Genomic DNA, 17,401 nt, shown 5'->3' with positions numbered 1-17,401 from the left:
GGAACTAGTCCTTCTTGGCCTCGGGGGCGTCGGCCGCAGTTGCGGTCTCGTCCTCGATAGCTTCGACAACTGCATCAGCGTTCTCGACCTCAGCCTCGGTCGCGTCGGCCTCTACGGCCTCGACGACGTTCTCTGCGGCGGGAGCATCCTGCGAAGCCTTGACGCGACGTGCGCGGTCAGCCTCGGAGGTGACGGTCTTTTCCTTGACGAGCTCGATGATTGCCATCGGCGCGTTGTCGCCCTTGCGGGGGATCGTCTTGATGATGCGGGTGTATCCACCGTTACGGTCCGCGTAGAACGGGCCGATCTCGGCGAACAGGGTGTGAACGACATCCTTGTTACGGATGACCTTCAGCACCTCACGACGGTGAGCCAGCGTGCCGGCCTTCGCGTGCGTGACGAGCTTCTCGGCGTACGGGCGCAGTGCCTTGGCCTTGGACTCGGTGGTGGTGATACGACCGTGCTCGAAGAGCGCGGTAGCCAGATTGGCGAAAATCGCCTTCTGGTGGGAAGCCGACCCGCCGAAGCGGGCACCCTTCTTGGGCTTGGGCATGATGATCTCCTAGTAAAGGACCTGAGCTGCTACAGCTGTTCGGTCTCGGCGTAGTCCTCGGTACCGTCGGCATCGCCGAAGGAACCGGCATCGGTGTCACTCCACGTTCCGGTGGCGGCGTCGTAGCCTGCAACGGTCGTGGGATCGAAGGATGCGGGGCTGTCCTTGAGGGACAGGCCGAGCGAATGCAGCTTGACCTTGACCTCGTCGATGGACTTCTGTCCGAAGTTGCGGATGTCGAGCAGATCGGACTCGGTACGGCCGACAAGCTCACCGACGGTGTGAACACCTTCGCGCTTGAGGCAGTTGTAGGAACGGACCGTGAGGTCCAGATCCTCGATGGGGAGTCCGAAGGAAGCGATGTGATCGGCCTCGGCGGGCGAGGGTCCGATCTCGATGCCTTCTGCTTCGACGTTCAGCTCACGGGCCAGGCCGAAGAGCTCAACCAGGGTCTTGCCCGCAGAAGCGAGCGCGTCCCGTGCGGTGATGGAGTTCTTCGTTTCCACGTCGAGAACGAGCCGATCGAAGTCGGTGCGCTGTTCGACGCGAGTGGCCTCCACCTTGTAGGTGACCTTGAGCACCGGCGAGTAGATCGAGTCGACCGGAATGCGGCCGATCTCTGCGCCGGACGCCTTGTTCTGGACGGCGGGGACATAGCCACGACCGCGCTCGACTACGAGCTCGATCTCCAGCTTGCCCTTGTCGTTCAGGGTGGCGATGTGCAGATCAGGGTTGTTCACGATGACGCCGGCCGGGGGCACGATGTCGCCTGCGGTAACAGCGCCGGGGCCCTGCTTGCGGACGTACATGGTGACCGGCTCGTCCTCTTCGGAGCTCACGACGAGGCCCTTGAGGTTCAGGATGATGTCAGTGACGTCTTCCTTCACTCCGGGGACCGTGGTGAACTCGTGGAGAACGCCGTCGATGCGGATGCTGGTGACAGCAGCGCCGGGGATCGACGAGAGCAGCGTGCGGCGCAGCGAATTGCCGAGCGTGTACCCGAAACCTGGCTCCAGGGGCTCGATGACGAACTTCGAGCGGTTATCAGCGATGACCTCTTCGGTCAACGTGGGTCGCTGAGAAATGAGCATGGTATTTCCTCCTGTACGGACGTCCACTATTTGACGCCCACGATGGGAAAGGGCCTGCGGCCCCGTGCGCCTTTCCGGTAGTCGGAACTACCGGAAAGGCGCACAGGGCGCGGAGCACCTTACTTCGAGTAGTACTCGACGATGAGCTGTTCCTGCAGAGCAATGTCGATCTGCGCACGCTCGGGAAGCTGGTGAACCAGGATCCGCAGACGCGAGCCGACAACCTGCAGCCACGCGGGAACCGGGCGATCGCCGACGGTCTCACGGGCAACCTGGAACGGAAGCGTTGCGAGCGACTTCTCCTTGACATCGATGATGTCGTACTGCGAGACGCGGTAGCTCGGGATGTCGACCTTCTTGTTGTTCACGAGAAGGTGACCGTGCGTGACCAGCTGACGTGCCTGGCGGCGCGTGCGAGCGAGGCCTGCGCGGTACACGACGTTGTCGAGACGCGACTCCAGGATGGTGAGCAGGTTCTCGCCGGTCTTACCGGGGCGGTTGTTCGCCTCCTTGTAGTACAGACGGAACTGCTTCTCCATGACGCCGTAGGTGAAGCGAGCCTTCTGCTTCTCCTGCAGCTGGAGCAGGTACTCGCTCTCCTTGATACGCGCGCGGCCGTGCTGTCCGGGCGGGTACGGGCGACGCTCGAATGCCTGGTCGCCTCCAACGAGGTCGACGCGCAGACGACGCGACTTGCGGGTGATGGGTCCGGTATAACGTGCCATGATTTTCTACCTATTCCTTCCCGCTTATACCCGACGCCGCTTGGGCGGACGGCAGCCGTTGTGCGGCTGGGGAGTTACATCGGAAATGGTGCCGACCTCGAGGCCTGCGGCCTGGAGCGAACGAATCGCGGTCTCGCGACCCGAACCCGGTCCCTTGACGAAGACGTCAACCTTCTTGACACCATGCTCCTGCGCCTTGCGGGCAGCGCTCTCAGCAGCAAGCTGAGCGGCGAAGGGAGTCGACTTACGCGAACCCTTGAAGCCGACGTGTCCCGAAGACGCCCAGGAAATGACATTTCCGGCGGGGTCCGTGATGGACACGATGGTGTTGTTGAAGGTGCTCTTGATGTGAGCGGCGCCGTGCGGGATGTTCTTCTTATCCCTGCGACGCGTCTTCTGGGTCTTCTTCGGACCGGTGCTACGTGACTTCGGGGGCATTACTTCGCCTTCTTCTTGCCGGCAATGGTGCGCTTCGGACCCTTACGGGTACGGGCGTTGGTCTTGGTGCGCTGACCACGCACGGGCAGACCACGACGGTGGCGCAGGCCCTGGTAGCAGCCGATCTCGATCTTGCGACGGATGTCGGCCTGAACCTCGCGGCGAAGGTCACCCTCAACCTTGAGCGACTCCTCGATGTACTCGCGGAGCTTTGCCAGGTCCTCGTCCGAGAGGTCCTTGCTCCGGAGATCCGGGTTGACGCCGGTGGCGTCAAGGATTTCCTTGGAGCGGGTACGGCCGATGCCGTAGATGTATGTCAGTGCGATCTCCATGCGCTTTTCGCGAGGAAGATCAACACCAGAGAGACGTGCCATGTTGGCATTTCCTATCGGTGTGCGGAGGTCTGCTCCCAGCCCATCCCCTGTGCCTCTTGCCGAGTAACCACGTCCGAGAACGTGGCTGGTCTCATCAACTAACTCAGTGGGGCCCCGGCCTCCGTGCCGGGGGTGAACCATTGTCCGACCCTGTCGATCGGTAAACGATCGCGTGGGGTCTCGTCAACAATGGCTGGTACTGGAAGGTCTTCTTTGCTTGTTGCCAAGCAGATCTTCGAAAAGCTAGATCTAGCCCTGACGCTGCTTGTGACGCAGGTTCTCGCAGATCACCATGACCCGACCGTTACGGCGGATCACTTTGCACTTTTCGCAGATCTTCTTGACGCTCGGCTGAACCTTCACGTCTTCTGATCTCCTGTTTTGTCGCAGCCTGCCAAAGCGAACCCCGGCAGACGTACTTCTCCCTGACCCAGGTCAGATCCGGGAAGTTCGTTACTTGTAGCGGTAAACGATGCGTCCGCGCGACAAATCGTAGGGCGAGAGCTCTACGACAACGCGATCTTCCGGGAGGATGCGAATGTAGTGCTGACGCATCTTTCCGCTGATGTGGGCGAGGACCTTGTGGCCATTCTCGAGCTCAATGCGGAACATCGCATTGGGCAGCGGCTCGACTACTCGTCCTTCGACCTCGATGGCCCCGTCTTTCTTAGCCATATCCTCCGCGATCCGTTTGGTTTGGCATGCTTCGTGCATCGGCTTCCGTTACATTGGCACGCAATGGTTTCTTCATCGACATGATTTTTACATCGACTCGGTGCGTTGTTCCCCGTAGCGGCAGTCCTACACACACAAGCTGTCGACACGCATGGCGCACCGCCTAGCTATGTTACGCGAAGAGAACGACCAGGCCAAATGCGCCTCCCCTACGGCAGCGCATCTGGGCGGCAATCCATGCCTCCGCGGCCACCGAACCAGCAACCGAAAAAGTCCCGACCCCTTGCGGGACCGGGACTTCTCGAAGAGCGAATCACTCTTGCTGTCAACACTTGTCGAGCGTTGGAGCCGAAAACTACTCCGGTCGCAGCGTCAGAATTCGCGGGCCGTCCGCCGTGACAGCAACAGTGTGCTCCCAGTGAGCAGCACGCGAACCGTCGGTGGTCACCACAGTCCAGTCGTCATCGAGAATCACGGTATCCGTGGTCCCGAGCGTCAACATCGGCTCGATTGCCAGGCAAGATCCGATCACCAACTCGGGCCCCTTGCCCGGGGCACCTTCGTTAGCCAGGAACGGATCCATGTGCATCTCACGGCCGATACCGTGACCGCCGTAGCCGTCGACGATTCCGTATGAACGGCCGTGTAGCTTCTCGGCGGCCTGGGTGCCGAGCTCGATGGCGTGCGAAACGTCTGTCAGACGGTTGCCTGCGATCATCGCCGCAATGCCGGCTTCCATGGACAATCGAGTTGCTTCGCTCAGATCCTGATCGGCTGCACTTATCTCACCGACACCGAACGTCCACGCGGAGTCTCCGTGCCAACCCTCGAGGATCGCGCCGCAGTCGATGGACACCAGGTCACCCTCGGCGAGGACGTCCTGCGCCGACGGGATTCCGTGAACAACCCGGTCGTTGACCGAAGAACAGATCGAACCGGTGAAACCGTTGTAGCCGAGGAAGGACGGCACCGCACCCGCATCGCGGATGACAGATTCGGCGACCGCATCCAATTCCAGGGTGCTGACACCGGGCTTTGCCGCAGCGCGTACCGCCACCAACGCCGAACCCACGATTGCGCCGGCCGCAGCCATTGCGTCGAGTTCGCCCGCGGAGCGGAACGGAACAACCTTGCGTTTACGCCCGAAAACCATTACTTACCCAGCGCTGCCAGTGCGCGAGCGTTGACTTCTTCGACCTCGCCGATCGCGTCGACGGAGACGATGCTGTCCTTGTAGTAGTCGAACAGCGGCGACGTCTCGTCGCGGTAGACCCGGAGGCGGTTGCGAATCACGTCCTCGGTGTCGTCTGCACGGCCACGGGCGAGCATTCGCTCCACCACGATGTCCTCGTCGACGACGAAGGAAAGCACACCGTCGAGCTTCGTATCGAGATCCTTCAGGATGCCTTCGAGGGCTTCCGCCTGATCGACCGAGCGCGGGAATCCGTCGAGCAGGAATCCGTTGGCGGCGTCCGGCTCGGCAACGCGTGCCTTCACCATGTCATTGGTGATCGAGCTGGGAACAAGCTCACCGGCGTCGATGAACTTCTTCGCTTCCACGCCGAGCGGGGTGGACTGACCGATGTTGGCTCGGAAGAGGTCACCCGTCGAGATATGGGGAACACCGAACTTCTCGGACAGGATCGCGGCCTGGGTGCCCTTGCCGGCACCGGGAGGACCAAGGAGGACAAGTCTCACTTGAGGAACCCTTCATAGTTGCGCTGCATTAGCTGACTCTCGATCTGCTTCACGGTGTCCAGACCGACGCTGACCATGATCAGCACCGCGGTGCCACCGAACGGCAGGTTCTGCGCGCCGCCGCCATTCCCGATGTCGAGGAACAGATTGGGCAGAACAGCAATGGTGCCAAGGTAGATCGCACCCGGAAGGGTGATGCGACTCAGCACGTAGTTGAGATAGTCCGCGGTCGGCTGACCGGGACGGATACCTGGAATGAATCCACCGAACTTCTTCATCTCGTCGGCGCGCTCTTCTGGATTGAAGGTGATCGCGACGTAGAAGTACGTGAAGAACACGATAAGACCGAAGTAGATCAGGATGTACACCGGGTTGGCGGGATTGACCAAGTAGGTGTTGATGATTCGCTGCCACCAACTGGGGTCGACCGCAGTGCTGGCCGACGTGAGCTGCGCAATCAGGTTGGGCAGGTACAGCAGCGACGACGCGAAGATCACCGGGATGACACCGGCCTGGTTGACCTTGAGCGGCAGGTACGTCGACGAGCCGCCGTACATCTTGCGTCCCACCATGCGCTTGGCGTACTGGACGGGAATTCGACGCTGGCCCTGCTCGACGAAGACGACGCCGGCAATGATCAAGAGCGCTGCAAAGCAGACGAGTGCAAAGACGAGGCCACCACGGCTGTCCAGAATGGCCTTGCCTTCGGACGGGATACGCGAGGCGATACCGGCGAAGATGAGGAGCGACATGCCGTTACCGACGCCCCGTTCGGTGATGAGCTCACCGAACCACATGACGAGTGCGGCGCCGGCCGTCATGACCAGGACAAGAATGATCAAGCCGAAGATCGACTTGTCGGCGATGATGTCGTCACAGCCTTGCAGTAGCTGTCCCCTAGCTGCGAGCGCAACGATGCCCGTCGACTGAAGCACAGCCAAAGCGATGGAGAGATAGCGCGTGTACTGCGTCATCTTGGCCTGACCCGACTGGCCCTCCTTGCGAAGTTCCTCGAACTTCGGGATGACCACGGTCAGAAGCTGAACGATAATGCTGGCGGTGATGTACGGCATGATGCCGATCGCAAACACCGACAACTGGAGTAGCGCACCACCGGAGAACAAGTTGATCAGCGAGTAGATGCCCGCCGAGTCACCAGAGTTAGCTATGTCGATGCACTCACGCACTCTGGCGTAGTCGACACCAGGTGACGGAAGCACTGCGCCGACCCGGTAGAGGGCTACCAGGCCGAGAGTGAATAGGATCTTCCGCCTCAGGTCGGGTGTCCTGAGGGCCGAAACGAAGGCGGAAAGCAAAGATCCTCCTGGCACGACGGTTGGGGGCAGATCTTTTGACCTGCCGAACTTCAGAACTCTAACAGTCAATTTATGGGAACTAAACGAGCCGACCACGAAACTCGGGTAAGCCGAAGATACAACCAGTGTGCCTGACCCGGTCGACGGGGCCACACTTTCGGGACGAACAGCACAGACGCCGATGGCCGCAGCACAGCAAATGCTGCGCTGCGGCCATCGGACTAGCTACGCGTGATTACTCACAGCTCGGTGGCGGAACCACCGGCAGCAGCAATCTTTTCCTTGGCGGAACCGGTGAACTTGTCGACGGTCACCTGAACGGCAACAGTCAGTTCGCCGTCGCCCAGAACCTTGACGAGCTGGTTCTTGCGGACTGCGCCCTTGGCAACGAGATCCTCGACCGAGATTGCTCCACCTTCGGGGAACAGACGGGCGATGTCGCCGACATTGACGACCTGGTACTCGGTGCGGAAGGGGTTCTTGAAGCCCTTGAGCTTGGGCAGACGCATGTGAAGCGGCATCTGTCCACCCTCGAAGCCCACGCGCACGGTGTTACGTGCCTTGGTGCCCTTGGTACCGCGACCTGCGGTCTTACCACGCTTGCCGCCCTCGCCGCGTCCAACACGAATCTTGTTGGACTTGGATCCGGGAGCGGGGCGCAGGTGGTGCAGTTTGATGGTCATGGTTAGACCTCCTCAACTGTTACGAGGTGGCGCACCACGTTGATCAGACCGCGGTTCTGTGCGTTGTCCTCACGAACAACGGTCTGACGGATGCCCTTGAGACCGAGCGTGCGCAGAGAATCCTTCTGGTTCTGCTTGGTCCCGATGATGCTCTTGATCTGAGTGACCTTGAGATCTGCCATTACTTCACACTCCCAGCAGCCTGTGCGCGTGCGCGCAGCATACCGGCGGGTGCAACCTCTTCGAGGGTGAGGCCGCGGCGAGCCGCAACTTCCTCGGGACGCTGCAGACCCTTGAGCGCGGCAACGGTCGCGTGCACGACGTTGATGGCGTTGTCGCTACCGAGCGACTTCGACAGGATGTCCGCGATACCAGCGCACTCCAGCACGGCACGCACCGCGCCACCGGCGATAACACCGGTACCGGGGCTTGCCGGGCGAAGCATGACGATGCCGGCAGCAGCCTCACCCTGAACGGGGTGAGTGATGGTGTTGCCGATCATCGGGACGCGGAAGAAGCTCTTGCGAGCCTCCTCGACACCCTTCTGGATGGCCGCGGGAACTTCCTTGGCCTTGCCGTAGCCGACGCCGACCAGTCCGTTGCCGTCTCCGACGATCACGAGAGCGGTGAAGCTGAAGCGACGACCACCCTTGACGACCTTGGAGACGCGGTTGATCGTGACAACGCGCTCGATGAACTGTGACTTCTCCGCAGCGTTTCCGCCACGGCCACCGTCGCGACGGTCACGGCCGCCACCACGGTTGTCCCCACGAGCGTTGCTGTTGTCGCCGCTGTTGGGGCCATTCTGTCCGGCGGGTCCGCTTCCGCCGTCACGCCTTTGACGTCCCGGCATCAGGCTGTCCTTCCGTTGAAAATGTTGGTCATCAGAACTTCAACCCGCCTTCGCGAGCTGCGTCTGCCAAGGCCGCGATGCGACCGTGGTAGCCGTGTCCGCCGTGGTCGAAGACCACTGCTTCCACGCCGGCAGCCTTTGCGCGCTCGGCGATCAGCTGACCGACCTTCGCGCTCGCAGCCTTCTTGTCGCCTTCGGCCACGCGCACGTCGGCTTCGATGGTCGACGCAGCAGCCAGAGTGTGGCCTGCCAGGTCGTCCACGAGCTGGACGTGGATGTGGCGTGAGGACCGGTTGACGACCAAGCGGGGACGCTCGGGCGTGCCGGAGACCTTCTTGCGGAGACGGAAGTGACGACGTGTCTTCGAGAGACGACGCTTCGTGGACGCATCCTTGCCGAGCGGAATCCGCTTGGCTTTCTGGTTTGCAGTCTGGCTCATATCACTTACCCGTCTTTCCGACCTTGCGGCGGATCTGCTCACCCTCGTAACGCACGCCCTTACCCTTGTACGGGTCCGGACGACGGAGACGACGGATGTTGGCCGAGATCTGCCCGACCTTCTGCTTGTCGATGCCTGACACCGAGAACCGGGTGGGCGACTCGACGACGAAGGTGATGCCTTCGGGAGCCTCGATCGGGACCGGGTGGCTGAAGCCGAGCGCGAACTCGAGGTCCTTGCCCTTCAGCGCCACGCGGTAACCGACACCGTGGATTTCCATCTTCTTGGTGTAACCCTCGGTGACACCGGTGATGATGTTCGCAACCAAGGTCCGCGACAGACCGTGCAGCGCACGGCTGCGACGCTCGTCGTCGGGGCGAGTGACGCTCAGGGAGCCGTCCTCAGCCTTGGCGATCTCGATGGGCTCGGCGATGGTCAGTGCCAGGGTGCCCTTGGGCCCCTTGACCGTGACGTCCTGGCCGGCGATCGTAACGTCGACGCCCGCGGGGACGTTGACCGGAATCTTTCCAATACGCGACATTGTGGTGGCCTCCCTCTACCAGACGTAGGCGAGGACTTCCCCGCCTACTCCTTGATTGGCCGCCTGGCGATCGGTGAGCAGACCGGACGACGTGGAGATGATCGCCACGCCGAGGCCTCCGAGGACCTTGGGCAGGTTGGTGGACTTCGCGTAAACCCGGAGACCGGGCTTGGAAACGCGACGCACGCCGGCGAGGCTACGCTCGCGGCTGGGGCCGTACTTCAGATCGACGACGAGGGTCTTGCCGACCTCGGCGTCTTCGGTACGGAAGTCGGAGATGTAGCCCTCGCGCTTGAGGATCTCGGCAATGTTCGCCTTGATCTTCGAGTGGGGAAGCTTCACCTCATCGTGGTACGCCGTGTTGGCGTTGCGCAGACGCGTCAAGAAGTCTGCGATGGGGTCAGTCATGGTCATAGGTCGACCTCGACACCTTTCTCGCTGTGGTTCCCATGCAACACCGGACGAGTCCGGTCGTGGGCCTCCAGCAATTCGGCTGGGCCGTCCGACTTATGTCAGACGGCGTAAGTTACCGCACCGAGCTGAACGCATGCGTCAGCCACGGCAACCGCTCTAGTGTAGGGAACTTTGGCCGTCCTGTCCAAACAGCGCGTCCCCACATCTGGGAAATACCCGATAAATGCCGAATGGACGTGGATTCCCGAAGGAACCCACGCCCATTCACAAGCGTGAAGTGACAAGACCGAAAAGGTCTCAGATCACCAGGAGCTCTTGCGAACTCCGGGAAGCTCGCCGGCGTGTGCCATCTCGCGCAAGCAGATTCGGCACAGGCCGAACTTGCGGAACACAGCGTGCGGGCGACCGCAGCGCTGGCAGCGGGTGTAGGCGCGAACCGCGAACTTGGGCTTCTTGTTGGCCTTGTTGACCAATGCCTTCTTAGCCATGCGCTCAGTTCTCCTTGAACGGGAAGCCGAGGTGCTTGAGCAGTGCACGGCCTTCTTCGTTGTTGGTTGCGGTGGTCACGACGGTGATGTCCATACCGCGGGGGCGATCGATCTTGTCCACGTCGATCTCATGGAACATCGACTGCTCGTTGAGGCCGAACGTGTAGTTGCCGTTGCCGTCGAACTGGTTGCCCGAGAGACCGCGGAAGTCGCGGATACGGGGCAGCGCGACAGACACGAGGCGGTCCAGGAACTCCCACATACGGTCTCCACGGAGGGTGACGCGTGCGCCGATGGGCATGCCTTCGCGAAGCTTGAACTGCGCGATGGACTTACGTGCCTTACGGATCTCGGGCTTCTGGCCCGTGATGAGAGACAAGTCGTGGACAGCGCCGTTGATCAGCTTGGCGTCACGGGCAGCGTCGCCGACGCCCATGTTGACGACAACCTTGACAACACCGGGGATCTGCATGACGTTGGCGTAGTCGAACTCGCTGTTGAGCGCGTCCTTGATCTCAGCGCGGTAGCGTGCCTTGAGGCGCGGCTGGACCTTGTTTTCGGTGGAGGTCATGTCAGATGTCCTTCCCGTTCTTCCGGGAAACCCGAACGCGCTTGCCGGTCTCTTCATCGGTGCGGTAGCCCACGCGAGTGGGGTTTCCGTCCGAGTCGACGACTGCAACGTTGGATACGTGGATCGGAGCTTCCTGCGTGACGATGCCGCCGGAGGATGCTCCGCGCTCGTTCGCGGAAACCGCGGTGTGCTTCTTGATTCGGTTCACGCCTTCGACGAGGACCTTGTCGGTCGCGGGGAAAGCCTGAATGACCTTGCCCTTCGCGCCCTTGTCCTTACCGGCGATGACCAGAACGGTGTCACCCTTGTGCACCTTCATCACAGCACCTCCGGGGCGAGCGAAACGATCTTCATGAACTTCTTCTCGCGCAGCTCACGGCCGACGGGTCCGAAGATGCGGGTTCCACGGGGATCGCTGTCAGCCTTGATGAGCACTGCTGCGTTCTCGTCGAACTTGATGTAGGAACCGTCCGGACGACGGCGCTCCTTGGTCGTGCGAACGATGACGGCCTTGACGACCTCACCCTTCTTGATGTTTCCACCGGGGATTGCGTCCTTGACGGTGGCGACGATGACGTCACCGATCCCGGCGTAGCGACGTGACGAACCGCCGAGAACGCGGATGCAAAGGATTTCCTTGGCACCCGTGTTATCAGCGACGCGAACTCGCGACTCCTGCTGAATCACTTGATCTCCCTAGACCTGGAATTTCGTGCGCAACGGATTACCGACCCGGTGCGCGCGGTCATTGTTGCCACCTGCGTCGTGTCTGAGCTGCTGCCCCACCGAAGTTCATCGATGAAGGCGATCACTGCAAGCACCGGTCGAGCTGCGCACGTGAAGACACACCTCTGCCACAGGCAACCGTTCTATTGTAGGGAAGGGTTCACCGATTACCAAATCAGCGCACCTTGCCCACCATCTGCATTCCTGACCGAAAGCCGAATGGCCCACTCCCCCAACGGGAAGCGGGCCATTCGGTTGTGCTCGATCAGCTCGAGATCACGATCAGGCTTACTTGGCCTTTTCGAGGACCTCGACCAGACGCCAGTGCTTCGTCGCGGACAGCGGACGGGTTTCCATCAGCTGAACGCGGTCGCCGACGCCGGCAACGCCGTTCTCGTCATGCGCCTTCACCTTGGTCGTACGGCGGATGATCTTGCCGTAGAGCTTGTGCTTGACGCGGTCTTCGAGCTCGACCACGATCGTCTTTTCCATCTTGTCGGAAACTACGTATCCGACACGGACCTTACGGCTCGCGCGCTCTTCTGTGCTCACTGCTTTTTCCTCACTCATGCCGCGTCACCTGCATCCGGACCCACAGCGAGTCCGAGCTCACGCTCACGCAGGACGGTGTAGATGCGCGCGATCTCGTGACGAACGGTGCGCAGTCGTCGGTTGTTGTCCATCTGGCCTGTGGCCATCTGGAAACGAAGGTTGAAAAGTTCTTCCTTCGCTTCGCGGAGCCGGGTGACCAGCTCGTCTTCACTGAGCTCGCGGAGCTCTGCTGCTGGGGTTCCAGTAGCCATCAGAACTGCTCCTCTCTGGTCACGATCCGGCACTTGCACGGGAGCTTGTGCATCGCGCGGCGCAGGGCCTCACGAGCGATCTCCTCGTTGGGGTATGTCATCTCGAACAGAACGCGTCCGGGCTTGACGTTGGCAATCCACCACTCGGGCGAACCCTTACCGGAACCCATTCGGGTTTCGGCCGGCTTCTTCGTGAGGGGGCGATCCGGGAAGATGTTGATCCAGATCTTGCCGCCACGCTTGATGTGCCGAGTCATGGCGATACGAGCGGACTCGATCTGCCGGTTGGTGATGTAGGCAGGCTCGAGAGCCTGGATGCCGTAGTCACCGAATGTCACCTGGGTACCGCCCTTGGCGGCACCCGAACGGCTCGGGTGGTGCTGCTTGCGGTGCTTGACCCGCCTAGGGATCAACATGCGTCAGCCCTCCTGATTCTGATCAGTTGCGGGAGCATCGGCGGTTGCGGTCGCTGCGCGGCCGGCCTCGGTGCTAGTCGCGGTGGTGCCGGTTGCGCCGGAACGACGGGGACGGCTCGGACGCTCGCGGCGCGGGCGATCCCCGGCCGGAGCGGCGGCGGTGGCTGCGAGCTCACGCTTGCCGCCAACGATGTCGCCCTTGTAGATCCAGACCTTGACGCCGATGCGACCGAAGGTGGTCTTGGCCTCGTAGAGGCCGTAGTCGATGTCCGCACGAAGCGTGTGCAGCGGCACACGGCCTTCGCGGTAGAACTCCGACCGGGACATCTCGGCGCCGCCGAGACGACCGGAGCACTGAACGCGAATTCCCTTGACGTTCGGCTGACGCATGGCCGACTGAATGGCCTTGCGCATTGCACGACGGAAAGCAACGCGGTTCGAGAGCTGCTCGGCCACACCCTGTGCGACGAGCTGTGCTTCAGCTTCTGCGTTCTTGACCTCGAGGATGTTCAGCTGAACCTGCTTGCCGGTCAGCTTCTCGAGCTCGGAACGGATGCGATCGGCTTCGGCGCCGCGGCGGCCGATGACGATGCCCGGACGTGCCGTGTGGATGTCCACGCGAACACGGTCACGGGTGCGCTCGATCTCGACCTTCGCGATTCCCGCGCGCTCCATGCCGGTGGCGAGGAGCTTACGGATCGCGACGTCTTCCTTGACGTACTCCGCGTACTGCTTGTCTGCGTACCAGCGAGACTTCCAGTCGGTGGTGATGCCGAGACGGAAGCCGTGCGGGTTGATTTTCTGGCCCACTACTGAGCACTTCCCTTCCGGCGATTACGGGTCGATGTTCCGGACTTCGGCAGGCTCTCCACGATCACGGTGATGTGACTGGTGCGCTTGCGAATACGGAACGCACGTCCCTGTGCACGCGGCTGGAACCGCTTGAGGGTCGCGCCCTCGTCCACGAACGCCGTCGCAACGACAAGCGTGCTCGGGTCGAGGTCGAGGTTGTTCTCGGCGTTGGCTGCTGCGGAGGCGATCACCTTGGCGACCGGCTCGCTCGCTGCCTGCGGCGCGAACTTCAGAATGTTCAGGGCGTCTTCAACCGAGCGCCCGCGGACCAGGTCCACAACACGACGTGCCTTCATCGGTGTAACGCGCACGTGGCGCGCTACTGCCTTGGCAGTCGGGTTGGCGGTTTCGGTGTTGCTCATCGCCTCTTCGCCTTCCGATCATCCTTGATGTGACCCTTGAACGTACGGGTCGGTGCAAACTCTCCGAGCTTGTGTCCGACCATGGAGTCGGAAACGAACACGGGGACATGCTTACGGCCGTCGTGAACCGCAAACGTGTGGCCGATGAAGTCCGGGATGATGGTCGAACGACGGGACCAGGTCTTGATGACCTGCTTGGTTCCCTTTTCGTTCTGTACATCCACCTTCGCGAGGAGGTGGTCATCGACGAACGGGCCCTTCTTAAGGCTGCGTGGCATCCTTCACTCCCTCCTAGCGCTTGTTCTTGCCGGTACGGCGGCGACGAACAATCATCTTGTCGCTTGCCTTGTTCTTGCGGGTACGGCCTTCCGGCTTACCCCACGGGCTGACCGGGTGGCGACCACCGGAGGTCTTGCCCTCGCCGCCACCATGCGGGTGGTCGACCGGGTTCATCACGACACCACGAACGGTCGGGCGCTTGCCCTTCCAACGCATACGGCCGGCCTTGCCCCAGTTGATGTTCGACTGCTCGGCGTTGCCGACCTCGCCGACGGATGCGCGGCAGCGCACGTCGACGCGACGGATTTCACCGGACGGCATACGCAGCGTGGCGTAGGAGCCTTCCTTACCGAGGAGCTGGATGCTGGCACCTGCGGAACGGGCCATCTTGGCTCCGCCGCCGGGACGCAGTTCCACACCGTGGATGGTGGTACCTGTCGGGATGTTGCGCAGCGGCAGGTTGTTGCCCGGCTTGATGTCGGCGCCTGCACCGGACTCGATCGGTGAACCCTGCACCAGGCCCTTGGGGGCGATGATGTAGCGCTTCTCACCGTCTGCGTAATGCAGGAGTGCGATGTTTGCTGTGCGGTTGGGGTCGTACTCGATGTGAGCGACCTTGGCCGGGATTCCGTCCTTGTCGTTGCGACGGAAATCGATCAGTCGGTAGGCGCGCTTGTGCCCGCCGCCCTTGTGACGGGTGGTGATACGACCGTGTGCGTTACGGCCACCACGGCCGTGCAGCGGGCGAACCAGCGACTTCTCGGGGGTCGACCGAGTGATCTCGGCGAAGTCCGAGACGCTCGAGCCACGACGGCCCGGTGTTGTCGGCTTGTACTTACGGATTGCCATGAGTCTTCTCGTCCTCTATGTCTCGTCAAGTCCCGGCGCTTACGCGACCGGTCCTCCGAAGATCTCGATGGGCTTGCTGTCGGCGGCGAGAGTCACGAGAGCGCGCTTGGTGTTCTTGCGCTTTCCGTAACCGAACTTCGTCCGCTTACGCTTGCCCTGACGGTTGGCGGTGTTGACGCTGGTCACAGTGACACCGAAGACCTTCTCGACGGCAATCTTGATCTGCGTCTTGTTCGAGTCCGGGTGCACCAGGAAGGTGTAGGTGCCTTCCTCGATAAGTCCGTAGGACTTCTCGGAGATGACCGGTGCCAGCAGGATGTCGCGGGGGTCAGCGATGGTCGTCACTTGGCCTCCTCCTTGTTCTCTTCCTGGGCGGTCTCGGCGGGCCCGTGGATGAACGCGTTGAGCGCCTCGACGCTGAACACGACGTCATCCGCATTGAGCACGTCGTAGGTGTTGAGCTGGTCGGGTGCAATGGGATGCACGCCTTCCAGGTTCTGCACGCTCTTCCAAGCGGCTACATCCTGGCGACCCACGACGAGCAGCAGCTTCTTGCGATCCGAGATCTCGCCGAGGAACGCGATTGCGTTCTTGGTCGAAGGCGTCTGCCCTGCAACCAGTTCGGTGATGACGTGGATGCGCTCGTTGCGTGCGCGGTCAGAGAGGGCTCCGCGGAGAGCGGCTGCCTTCATCTTCTTGGGGGTGCGCTGGCTGTAGTCACGCGGCTGCGGGCCGTGAACGGTTCCGCCACCGACGAACTGAGGTGCGCGAGTCGAGCCCTGGCGTGCGCGGCCGGTGCCCTTCTGGCGGTACGGCTTCTTTCCACCGCCGCGGACTTCACCGCGGGTCTTGGTGGAGTGGGTTCCCTGACGAGCAGCGGCGAGCTGCGCGACGACAACCTGATGCAGAAGCGCGATGTTGGCCGGAGCGTCGAAGATCTCAGCGGGGAGATCGACGGTGCCGTTGGTCTTGCCGCCGGCGACCTTGACGTCCAGGGTCAACTTGGTCTCGGTGCTGGTCATGCTCGTGCACCACCCTTCACTGCACTCTTGACGATCACGAGGCCGCCCTTGCGGCCGGGGATCGCACCCTTGATCAGCAGCAGGCCGTTCTCGGCATCCACCTTGTGGACCGAGAGGTTCTGCGTCGTGATGCGGTCGCTACCCATGCGTCCGGACATGCGCATGCCCTTGAACACGCGGCCGGGAGTTGCACAGCCGCCGATGGAGCCGGGGCGACGGTGAACGGCCTGGGTACCGTGCGATGCACCCTGTCCCTTGAAGCCGTGACGCTTCATGGTTCCGGCGAATCCCTTACCCTTGCTGGTTCCGGTGACGTCGACGAATGCGCCGTCCTCGAAGACCTCAGCGGTGAGTTCCTGGCCGACCTCGTAGTCGGAGGCATCCGCAACGCGGAACTCGACGACGTGGCGACGCGGGGTCACACCAGCCTTGGCGAACTGACCGGAAACCGGCTTGTTCACCTTGCGCGGGTCGATTGCGCCGAACGCGAGCTGAACAGCCGTGTAGCCGTCACGCTCTTCGGTACGAATCTGGGTTACGACGTTCGGCCCAGCCTTGACGACGGTGACCGGGACAACCCGGTTGTTCTCGTCGAAGACCTGGGTCATGCCGAGCTTGGTGCCCAGGATTCCCTTGATCTTGGTATCAGTCATTGTTTTTGTCTCCGCCGTCACTGAATGTTCACGTCGACACTGGCCGGAAGGTCGATGCGCATAAGCGCGTCAACCGTCTTCGGCGTCGGGTCGAGAATGTCGATCAGCCGCTTGTGAGTACGCATCTCGAAGTGCTCGCGCGAGTCCTTGTACTTGTGCGGCGAGCGGATGACGCAATATACGTTCTTCTCGGTCGGCAACGGCACAGGTCCAACGACGCGGGCACCCGTACGGGTTACCGTCTCGACGATCTTGCGCGCTGACGCGTCGATCGCCTCGTGGTCGTAGGCCTTGAGCCTGATGCGGATCTTTTGTCCCGCCACGCTTAGTGTCCTTTTCTTGCCGCGTTTCGTAGCCCACCTGGTCAGGCTCGAGCTACCTCGTCTGCACAGTCCTTGCCTGGACGATGACACGACGAACACTTAAGCGATCGGGACGCATCCAGATCCGCTGCCGCTGTTCGTTTGTCATTGTTCTCCGGTACACGCGGTCGGGCGTGTCGCTCTCTCACTCATCCTGCGCCGATGATCTTTCGACCATCTGGCGCGTGATGTGTACCGGACGTGTTCGAAGTCGAACA

31 protein-coding genes are annotated in these 17,401 nt (G+C 61.8%); all 31 read right to left on the bottom strand.

Features of this window, described 5'->3' with window-relative positions; genetic code table 11:
* Window positions 1–4: 4 nt before the first annotated feature.
* Window positions 5–553, bottom strand: a complete 549-nt coding sequence (gene rplQ, locus RG2_RS04840; RefSeq protein ID WP_033231360.1) for a 50S ribosomal protein L17 — start codon at window positions 551–553, stop codon at window positions 5–7.
* A 29-nt stretch (window positions 554–582) separates the two neighbouring features.
* Window positions 583–1,644: a DNA-directed RNA polymerase subunit alpha gene (locus RG2_RS04835; RefSeq protein WP_033231361.1), complete on the bottom strand. Its 1,062-nt coding sequence runs from the start codon at window positions 1,642–1,644 to the stop codon at window positions 583–585.
* Window positions 1,645–1,763: 119 nt separating this feature from the next.
* The gene (gene rpsD / locus RG2_RS04830; RefSeq protein WP_033231362.1) at window positions 1,764–2,369 is read right to left on the bottom strand and encodes a 30S ribosomal protein S4; all 606 of its coding nucleotides are present in this window, start codon (window positions 2,367–2,369) and stop codon (window positions 1,764–1,766) included.
* A 24-nt stretch (window positions 2,370–2,393) separates the two neighbouring features.
* On the bottom strand, window positions 2,394–2,807 hold the full coding sequence (gene rpsK / locus RG2_RS04825) for a 30S ribosomal protein S11 (RefSeq protein ID WP_003940683.1): 414 nt from the start codon (window positions 2,805–2,807) through the stop codon (window positions 2,394–2,396).
* Complete coding sequence (gene rpsM, locus RG2_RS04820; RefSeq protein WP_033231363.1) at window positions 2,807–3,181, bottom strand: 30S ribosomal protein S13; 375 nt, start codon at window positions 3,179–3,181, stop codon at window positions 2,807–2,809. Before rpsM ends, rpsK begins: the two co-directional genes overlap by 1 nt.
* A 249-nt stretch (window positions 3,182–3,430) precedes the next feature.
* On the bottom strand, window positions 3,431–3,544 hold the full coding sequence (gene rpmJ, locus RG2_RS04815) for a 50S ribosomal protein L36 (protein WP_003938068.1): 114 nt from the start codon (window positions 3,542–3,544) through the stop codon (window positions 3,431–3,433).
* 90 nt (window positions 3,545–3,634) lie between these two features.
* Window positions 3,635–3,856 carry a translation initiation factor IF-1 gene (infA, locus tag RG2_RS04810; protein WP_003418601.1) on the bottom strand — a complete coding sequence of 74 codons (222 nt, stop codon included), beginning with the start codon at window positions 3,854–3,856 and terminating at the stop codon, window positions 3,635–3,637.
* A 355-nt stretch (window positions 3,857–4,211) separates the two neighbouring features.
* On the bottom strand, window positions 4,212–5,009 hold the full coding sequence (gene map, locus RG2_RS04805; protein WP_033231364.1) for a type I methionyl aminopeptidase: 798 nt from the start codon (window positions 5,007–5,009) through the stop codon (window positions 4,212–4,214).
* The gene (locus tag RG2_RS04800; protein ID WP_033231365.1) at window positions 5,009–5,554 is read right to left on the bottom strand and encodes an adenylate kinase; all 546 of its coding nucleotides are present in this window, start codon (window positions 5,552–5,554) and stop codon (window positions 5,009–5,011) included. The genes map and RG2_RS04800 overlap by 1 nt, the downstream gene beginning before the upstream one ends.
* Window positions 5,551–6,870: a preprotein translocase subunit SecY gene (gene secY / locus RG2_RS04795; protein ID WP_033231366.1), complete on the bottom strand. Its 1,320-nt coding sequence runs from the start codon at window positions 6,868–6,870 to the stop codon at window positions 5,551–5,553. The genes RG2_RS04800 and secY overlap by 4 nt, the downstream gene beginning before the upstream one ends.
* Before the next feature lie 239 nt (window positions 6,871–7,109).
* On the bottom strand, window positions 7,110–7,553 hold the full coding sequence (rplO, locus tag RG2_RS04790; protein ID WP_033231367.1) for a 50S ribosomal protein L15: 444 nt from the start codon (window positions 7,551–7,553) through the stop codon (window positions 7,110–7,112).
* Between the two features lie 2 nt (window positions 7,554–7,555).
* Complete coding sequence (gene rpmD, locus RG2_RS04785; RefSeq protein ID WP_003940751.1) at window positions 7,556–7,735, bottom strand: 50S ribosomal protein L30; 180 nt, start codon at window positions 7,733–7,735, stop codon at window positions 7,556–7,558.
* Window positions 7,735–8,406, bottom strand: coding sequence for a 30S ribosomal protein S5 (gene rpsE / locus RG2_RS04780; RefSeq protein WP_033231368.1), 672 nt, complete (start codon window positions 8,404–8,406; stop codon window positions 7,735–7,737). The genes rpmD and rpsE overlap by 1 nt, the downstream gene beginning before the upstream one ends.
* Before the next feature lie 31 nt (window positions 8,407–8,437).
* Window positions 8,438–8,845 (bottom strand): 50S ribosomal protein L18, encoded by a 408-nt coding sequence (rplR, locus tag RG2_RS04775; protein ID WP_033231369.1) that lies wholly within the window; start codon window positions 8,843–8,845, stop codon window positions 8,438–8,440.
* 1 nt (window position 8,846) lies between these two features.
* Complete coding sequence (gene rplF, locus RG2_RS04770) at window positions 8,847–9,386, bottom strand: 50S ribosomal protein L6 (protein WP_033231370.1); 540 nt, start codon at window positions 9,384–9,386, stop codon at window positions 8,847–8,849.
* A 15-nt stretch (window positions 9,387–9,401) separates the two neighbouring features.
* A complete protein-coding gene (gene rpsH, locus RG2_RS04765) occupies window positions 9,402–9,800 on the bottom strand; it encodes a 30S ribosomal protein S8 (RefSeq protein WP_033231371.1) in 399 nt (132 codons plus the stop codon).
* 302 nt (window positions 9,801–10,102) lie between these two features.
* Window positions 10,103–10,288, bottom strand: coding sequence for a type Z 30S ribosomal protein S14 (locus tag RG2_RS04760; protein ID WP_033231372.1), 186 nt, complete (start codon window positions 10,286–10,288; stop codon window positions 10,103–10,105).
* A 4-nt stretch (window positions 10,289–10,292) separates the two neighbouring features.
* Entirely contained in the window at window positions 10,293–10,859 is a 567-nt protein-coding gene (gene rplE, locus RG2_RS04755; protein WP_033231373.1) for a 50S ribosomal protein L5, read from the bottom strand.
* Between the two features lies 1 nt (window position 10,860).
* Window positions 10,861–11,178 (bottom strand): 50S ribosomal protein L24, encoded by a 318-nt coding sequence (rplX, locus tag RG2_RS04750; RefSeq protein WP_033231374.1) that lies wholly within the window; start codon window positions 11,176–11,178, stop codon window positions 10,861–10,863.
* A complete protein-coding gene (rplN, locus tag RG2_RS04745; protein WP_003940951.1) occupies window positions 11,178–11,546 on the bottom strand; it encodes a 50S ribosomal protein L14 in 369 nt (122 codons plus the stop codon). Before rplN ends, rplX begins: the two co-directional genes overlap by 1 nt.
* Window positions 11,547–11,873: 327 nt before the next feature.
* The gene (gene rpsQ / locus RG2_RS04740; RefSeq protein ID WP_003941020.1) at window positions 11,874–12,155 is read right to left on the bottom strand and encodes a 30S ribosomal protein S17; all 282 of its coding nucleotides are present in this window, start codon (window positions 12,153–12,155) and stop codon (window positions 11,874–11,876) included.
* A complete protein-coding gene (rpmC, locus tag RG2_RS04735) occupies window positions 12,152–12,388 on the bottom strand; it encodes a 50S ribosomal protein L29 (RefSeq protein WP_033231375.1) in 237 nt (78 codons plus the stop codon). The genes rpsQ and rpmC overlap by 4 nt, the downstream gene beginning before the upstream one ends.
* Window positions 12,388–12,804, bottom strand: a complete 417-nt coding sequence (gene rplP, locus RG2_RS04730; protein WP_003940899.1) for a 50S ribosomal protein L16 — start codon at window positions 12,802–12,804, stop codon at window positions 12,388–12,390. Before rplP ends, rpmC begins: the two co-directional genes overlap by 1 nt.
* A 3-nt stretch (window positions 12,805–12,807) precedes the next feature.
* Entirely contained in the window at window positions 12,808–13,614 is an 807-nt protein-coding gene (rpsC, locus tag RG2_RS04725) for a 30S ribosomal protein S3 (protein ID WP_033231376.1), read from the bottom strand.
* Window positions 13,614–14,018 carry a 50S ribosomal protein L22 gene (gene rplV, locus RG2_RS04720; protein ID WP_033231377.1) on the bottom strand — a complete coding sequence of 135 codons (405 nt, stop codon included), beginning with the start codon at window positions 14,016–14,018 and terminating at the stop codon, window positions 13,614–13,616. The genes rpsC and rplV overlap by 1 nt, the downstream gene beginning before the upstream one ends.
* On the bottom strand, window positions 14,015–14,296 hold the full coding sequence (gene rpsS, locus RG2_RS04715; RefSeq protein WP_003940820.1) for a 30S ribosomal protein S19: 282 nt from the start codon (window positions 14,294–14,296) through the stop codon (window positions 14,015–14,017). Before rpsS ends, rplV begins: the two co-directional genes overlap by 4 nt.
* Window positions 14,297–14,309: 13 nt before the next feature.
* Entirely contained in the window at window positions 14,310–15,146 is an 837-nt protein-coding gene (gene rplB / locus RG2_RS04710) for a 50S ribosomal protein L2 (protein WP_033231378.1), read from the bottom strand.
* Between the two features lie 39 nt (window positions 15,147–15,185).
* The gene (gene rplW, locus RG2_RS04705) at window positions 15,186–15,491 is read right to left on the bottom strand and encodes a 50S ribosomal protein L23 (RefSeq protein ID WP_033231379.1); all 306 of its coding nucleotides are present in this window, start codon (window positions 15,489–15,491) and stop codon (window positions 15,186–15,188) included.
* The gene (gene rplD / locus RG2_RS04700) at window positions 15,488–16,168 is read right to left on the bottom strand and encodes a 50S ribosomal protein L4 (protein ID WP_033231380.1); all 681 of its coding nucleotides are present in this window, start codon (window positions 16,166–16,168) and stop codon (window positions 15,488–15,490) included. Before rplD ends, rplW begins: the two co-directional genes overlap by 4 nt.
* Complete coding sequence (gene rplC, locus RG2_RS04695; RefSeq protein WP_033231381.1) at window positions 16,165–16,821, bottom strand: 50S ribosomal protein L3; 657 nt, start codon at window positions 16,819–16,821, stop codon at window positions 16,165–16,167. The genes rplD and rplC overlap by 4 nt, the downstream gene beginning before the upstream one ends.
* A 17-nt stretch (window positions 16,822–16,838) precedes the next feature.
* A complete protein-coding gene (rpsJ, locus tag RG2_RS04690) occupies window positions 16,839–17,144 on the bottom strand; it encodes a 30S ribosomal protein S10 (RefSeq protein ID WP_003938093.1) in 306 nt (101 codons plus the stop codon).
* Between the last annotated feature and the right edge of the window lie 257 nt (window positions 17,145–17,401).

The sequence above is a fragment of the Rhodococcus globerulus NBRC 14531 genome (genome assembly GCF_001894805.1).
Lineage (GTDB): Bacteria > Actinomycetota > Actinomycetes > Mycobacteriales > Mycobacteriaceae > Rhodococcus_F > Rhodococcus_F globerula.
The sequence above is the reverse complement of the archived record's forward strand: the minus strand, read 5'-3'. Positions and strand labels throughout refer to the sequence as shown.